The sequence below is a fragment of the Aquiflexum sp. genome, assembly GCF_041751335.1.
Lineage (GTDB): Bacteria > Bacteroidota > Bacteroidia > Cytophagales > Cyclobacteriaceae > Aquiflexum.
In genome coordinates this window covers 1-5,608 of the sequence record NZ_JBGSXS010000214.1, presented here as the reverse complement: position 1 = coordinate 5,608, position 5,608 = coordinate 1, and the positions used below count along the sequence as shown (strand labels likewise).

General features: G+C 37.0%; 3 protein-coding genes. 1 reads left to right on the top strand and 2 read right to left on the bottom strand.

Annotation, left to right across the window (positions count from 1 at the left end; genetic code table 11):
• A partial coding sequence (locus ACEW8U_RS11480) for a LirA/MavJ family T4SS effector (RefSeq protein ID WP_373522181.1) occupies positions 1-1,278 on the top strand: 1,278 nt, incomplete at its 5' end.
• On the opposite strand, the gene ACEW8U_RS11475 is transcribed toward ACEW8U_RS11480, so the two are convergent.
• Positions 1,279-3,612, bottom strand: a complete 2,334-nt coding sequence (locus ACEW8U_RS11475; protein ID WP_373522180.1) for a glycosyl hydrolase family 18 protein — start codon at positions 3,610-3,612, stop codon at positions 1,279-1,281.
• Positions 3,609-5,608, bottom strand: a 2,000-nt coding sequence (locus ACEW8U_RS11470; RefSeq protein WP_373522179.1) for a contractile injection system tape measure protein, incomplete at its 5' end; no start/stop codon positions are given. The genes ACEW8U_RS11475 and ACEW8U_RS11470, both read right to left, overlap by 4 nt.

The window sequence follows — 5,608 nt, the reverse complement described above, 5'->3', positions numbered from 1 at the left end:
GGTCAGGAAAAACACCTTCCTCATGAAGCTTGGCATGTGGTCCAACAAAAACAGGGAAGAGTGAAGCCCACGCTTCAAATGTCAAAGTCAAGCGGTAATCCCGCCTTTGCGGGAAAAGGTGGCGTGAATGTCAATGACGATGCAGGATTGGAGAAGGAGGCAGATGTGATGGGGGGGAAGGCTTTAGGGAGTATTTCTAGTGAATCCTCTCCAAACATTTATGGTCTAATTCAGATAACCGGTTATCCTGTAATCCAATGTAATGATGGAATGAAAGAAGAAGTGAATCTAAAAAAGACAAAAAAGAGATATCGAAAAGATCGTTCTCCACTTCATCCATTAACCCCTACAACAGAGGAAAATATTGTGAGTGATGCAATTAGGGTACGTGATTATCTTCGTGATATGGACAATATTGTTAAACCAGCTTTACAACAATTAGAAAATGACATTCTTGAGCAAACCAAAATGAGTACAGCGAAAAAGCCAAATTCTCGTCACTTGACAAAAGCATTGGCAGTTCGGGAAAAACAATGCGGTTTGGCTCCAACCAAAAGCAACTATACTCGCATTTTATCCTCCAAAGATTTTGCGGCAGAAGCGGCTAAAGGAGCGCTTTTTAATGATTGGGGAGCATTGACAGCGGCGTTGGAACATGGAGAATTCACTCATCGGATTCAATGGTATATTATTATGTTTGCTATGAGCCATGGTTTTAATAGTGATATAGCTTCCTCGCCATCCGAAGGTTTCACTCACACGCCTAAGGAGTTACTTATTGCAATCAATGCTGGAGGAGTTTCTTTAGAACAAAAGGAGGTTGGTAATTCGGGAATTCGTCCAACAAAACAGAAAGATGGTCATGGACTTTGGGATGTTCTTTTCGACAGACCGTCATTAGGGATAAAAAGTAGTTTAACGAAAGAAAATATAGAAATCGGAATTACAGATCCTGAGCGCTTCATGTATATGCTTGATACCCGGGAGGAAGGTGTTCCTGAAGTTTATAAACCTATTTTTGGGAGTTTAAAGGGTGAAGCTCCTGTGCTTAGTGAAATCCTTTCAAGACGTCAGGCCTTGCGTCGAAAACAAAAAAAATCAGGAAAGAATAATTCCGGACTGAATCCAGAGGAATTCGAAAATCGAAAAATTGCCAGTGGCCAATACGAATTAGAAGGCAAAGGACTTTTGGTAAGGAATCAGGCTCAATCTTTGGTTGGAAGTAAGGCTAAAGATGAGAAGTTTGTTCCATATGCAAAAACCGTGAGTATAGAATAATCAAGGCAAATCCTTATACTCATACTTCCTGCTCATATGGATTCGGTAGATGACAATACCGAATACCACGCCAATCAATAATATCAGCACCAAGACCCAGACAGCCACTGCCTCACTTCCCGCTCCAAAAAGGGTGAAGTTACCATTGAAGAACAATTGTAAAAAGAGGGAAACAAACATCAAAAACGCAACTATAAATGAAGTAATGGTCAATATTCCTCTCAGATTCCATTCATCTCCGTATCTTTTTAGTCCAAAAAATATGATACCTATCAAAATAAGTAAAATCACCAACAAAGCCAAGGAAACATAGCCATGAATAGTAGTATAATAGTCCCACCGCTCTATTAGGCATACACAATAGGCTTCTGACAGCAGAAAATTTTCATACGGATCTAAAGAGGAATCGTAATGCGAATGGTAGAATTCATCCCAGAAGCTTTCTATACCATATCTGGTAATCAGGGAATCTCGCTTTGGTTTATCACAAACCTTATATTCACAATAGTTCTCTGCACCGTCATTGGGGTCTCCAATATATATATCATTGATGGCTGCCCATTGCATGTCATCATAATACAAGTCCAGAAAATTCCAAAGTGTTCTTTTCTTTTCCTTTTCAACAGCTATCGGCTTTCTGGAAATCAAAACAGAATCCACCTCAACCATTGCTGCCCCCAATGCATCCCACAATTCACTGAAGCCATCATCATAGCCCAACCCCCAAACGGCTACTCCCCCTAATGATTGATCAAGGGCATAGTTGTATTTTTGATAAAGACTGTTTCCATCTTCAAACCAAATGGTATGCATCTGATTTTTTTCATAATAATGATAATAAGAAGATACCTGTACTGGATCAAACCCATAAATGGGTAATACTTCAAATTTGCTCAAATCCCCGAACAAATCCCTGACCTTTCTGTACTCAATATATTTTCCCAATCCTGTGGCTGGACTGCCTTCAAAGAAATCAGGAACAGGCCAACTGATTCCCAAATAGGAAACCGTCATAACCAGTTTGGAAGGGGTGACTTTCCCATTGGTATAAAAAGAAAAAGTCCCATCAATACTTCCGGAACTTCTCCCCTCCTCCACAAATAAGGGGCTTGGAGATCCGGAAAAAGGGGATTCACGGACATTCAGTTTATCAGTTTGGACCAAGTAAAAATCCACCTTACTATCCAGATTAGGAAAGTCATACGCAGTAACCCTGTTCCTGTCTACAAATGAAGCTATGGCTGGGATAGAAACGGTAACCAAAAATCCAATCTCCTTATTGGATAATTCCTCTTTTAATTTGCCGATAAAACCTGAAAATAAATCTCGGTCCCTTGGTGCCAAGTCTTCAAAATAAATATTTATCCCTCCCAAATTCAAGGATGATTTCAAATCTAACAGCTGTCTAAAAAGATTTTCCTGAGAAGATAAATTTCTTAAAAACCTACCTGTCTCCACTTGGGACTTACTGTAAATGGATAAGGACAACCCTACATCATTCTGATAGGTCAAATTGGGAAGCTCACTGTTTTTTAGCTTTTCAATGTCTTGGTGATTTTTGGGATTACCGTCAATACCCAACTCATAACCATAATAAATGAGATCTGTCAAAAAATTAAAATTATAATCTTTAATAGCATTATCAACCCAGGCATTATGCCAACCAAAAACTTTCGCTTTAGTATGTAGACAAGTTTCATAAGTAACAGCGGTGCTGTCATTTATCTGAAATTCTGAAATCACTCCCGCACCTGTCCCACATTTGAATTGGATTTTTTTGATTGCCTGCAGTTTTTCAAGTATTTCATTCCGCTGTGTTACATTTTCTTTTTTGGCACTATCCACCAATCCTTGTAGGACAGCTCCCATTTGGATTTTCAGTGAATCGACTGTGCTTGAAGCAGATTTGATCTTGAGGTCTTCGAATATTTTATCAATTTGGTTTTTTAAAAATTGACGGGAAGAATCGTTTTGCTCCAGTTCCTCTGTCAACTGCATCAGCCTTTCAGCGATTGCATTCACTGTTAAAGAATCAATCCTTAAATCTTCATTTTCAGTCAATTCCCGAATTAATTTTATAACCTTCTTTCTTTCATTGTATTTTCTGTTTTCACTAAATCTAAAAGGCTGTATAAGATTGTTTAGGAATCCTTCCCTCTCCTTTTCTTTTAAATTGTTGGGATCTTCCAAAATAAGTTTTGAAGGAGGCACTTGTGAAAATGCTTTTTCATTGATAAAACCAGCAAAGAAAAGTAACAAAAGGAAAAATGATCTAACCATTCCCTTTGGAGATTTTTTTTGATAAATGGGTAATATTTTTAGGTCCCTTTTCATTTGCGCCAGTTTATAATGATGGGCTTTTCCATCCATGGAAGCTTTACCATGTTGATATTCCAGCTAATAAAGTCCATCAATGCATCTACACCTTTATTTTCCACATTGAGAATGATCTGACTATCTTCAAAAACCAATTCCCCTTCCCTTTGCAAAAAGGTAACCTGAAGTGCTTCCGCTGTAGAGGTATTCAATTTTCCCCAATTCTGAAGCATTCCTTTCAGAAGACTTTCAGAAAGATTTTTCTCATCATCAGTCAAGACAATTCTAGGCTCAAGGTGAGTTGGGGAAGGCATACCTACAAGAATTTTGTTCAAAACCAAGTCATACTCTGGAAAATCAATGTCTCCAAAAGCAAGGTGTTGGAGCAGATATACTGCTCGGTTTTGTGTTTTTTCATCTATGAAACGGTTACCTTCAAGCATCCCTAATCTACTGAAAAGCATGGTCAAAAATGGCCAGGTCAATACCAAACCTGAATTATTAATGATCACCTTCTGTCCTGTAGTGATAATTTCGGTTTTCTTTTGTACCTGCTGTTGGATCGCATCCAGTTTATAGTTTTTCTTAATGACAATGGGAAGCTTAATCTGTAATTTTCTCTTTGTAATTTCTTTTTGCAAACTATTAAAAATTCTATCCCAATTAAAAAGGGCATATTTCCGTTGGATAAACAGAAGAAAACTTCCATGGAACTTTTCGGGATCAAATGAATTTGATTTACTCGGATATTGGATTGCAAATTCATAGACCATTCTTCTCCATTTACTTCCAGTAAGATTCCCAAAATAGATATATGGGGCGAATTCCAATAAATCCTCAACCTGTTCTTTTATTTTAATATTCTCGCCAAAAAACTTTTGGGTCAAGACTCCATCTTCGTGGTAATAAACAGTTTTTTCTAGCAGGTTTTTATCTCGGGAATATTTTTCCAACCAATCTTTTAATTGGATTTTATCAAAGTGCTTTTCAAAATTGGAATCACTTATGTCCCTATGATCTGATTTTTTATCTTTCAAAAAATCAGATCTGAAATATTTTTTTCCCAAAACCTTGGTCAACTTGCTTTTGATTTGGGCATGATATTTTGGGGAAATTTGATTTTCCAGTTTAATCATATTCTCCTCGTCCGCAAACAATAGCCTTAGAACTTCAAGTTTGTCTTTATCAAGTCGGATTTCTTTTTCGTCCAAAGAAAGGACAAGCTCATTCATCTTTTTAACATGAGACCACCAAGGTAAATAACCTTTTTCGAACCAGAAGCGGAGAATTTCAAATTTGAAATCCGAGTCCCAAGGTATCTTTTTATCCAAATTGGAAAATAAAATCAAGTCATCATCAAAAACTGAGGCATTCAAACCTCGCTGCTTTAAAGACTCAAAAATCCATCTCGATTTTGGAGGAATAGCTAAGGTTGTATTTCTGGGTAAATAAAAATACAATTTTTTATTTTTTAGCCTGCTTTTGATCTCATTGGATGAGGCAGTAAAAATCCTCATATTCCAAATCTCCTTATACCAATATATATCAACCAATCTCCTTTCTTGCCTTCTTCCCATGGTGATATTTTTTAATTGACTCTTCAAATATCTCTGTAAATGCTTGGTATACTCAGCTTCACCAGGAATATAATTTTTGAAATCTCTGACCAAAATTTCCCAATTTGCTTTGGTTTGAAAAAATAGAAAATAAGGGGAGTTTTGATCTCCTTTTGAAAATATCAGCGCAGCAAGCAAATCAAACGGGTAATCCAGGGAGGTTATTTTCTTGGTGCTAAAATTCAGCTTTTCGGCAGGAAATTCCTTAAATGCATTTGAAAAACCCTCGAAATATCTGTCAATGTAATTCAGGAAAACTTCAATATTGCTTAAGTCCAACAATGTTTTGAAGGAATGGATAAGTTGGTATGCAGGTGAAGGTTTTAATATGGATTCTATGATTATTGAATCATCAAGTTTTAAGAATGCTAAAAAAATCTGTTTTAATTCGAAATGGG

What these genes read in the sequence shown, in the direction of transcription:
- ACEW8U_RS11475 (WP_373522180.1), bottom strand. Translation starts at nt 3,612, where the DNA reads ATGAAAAGGGACCTAAAAATATTACCCATTTATCAAAAAAAATCTCCA.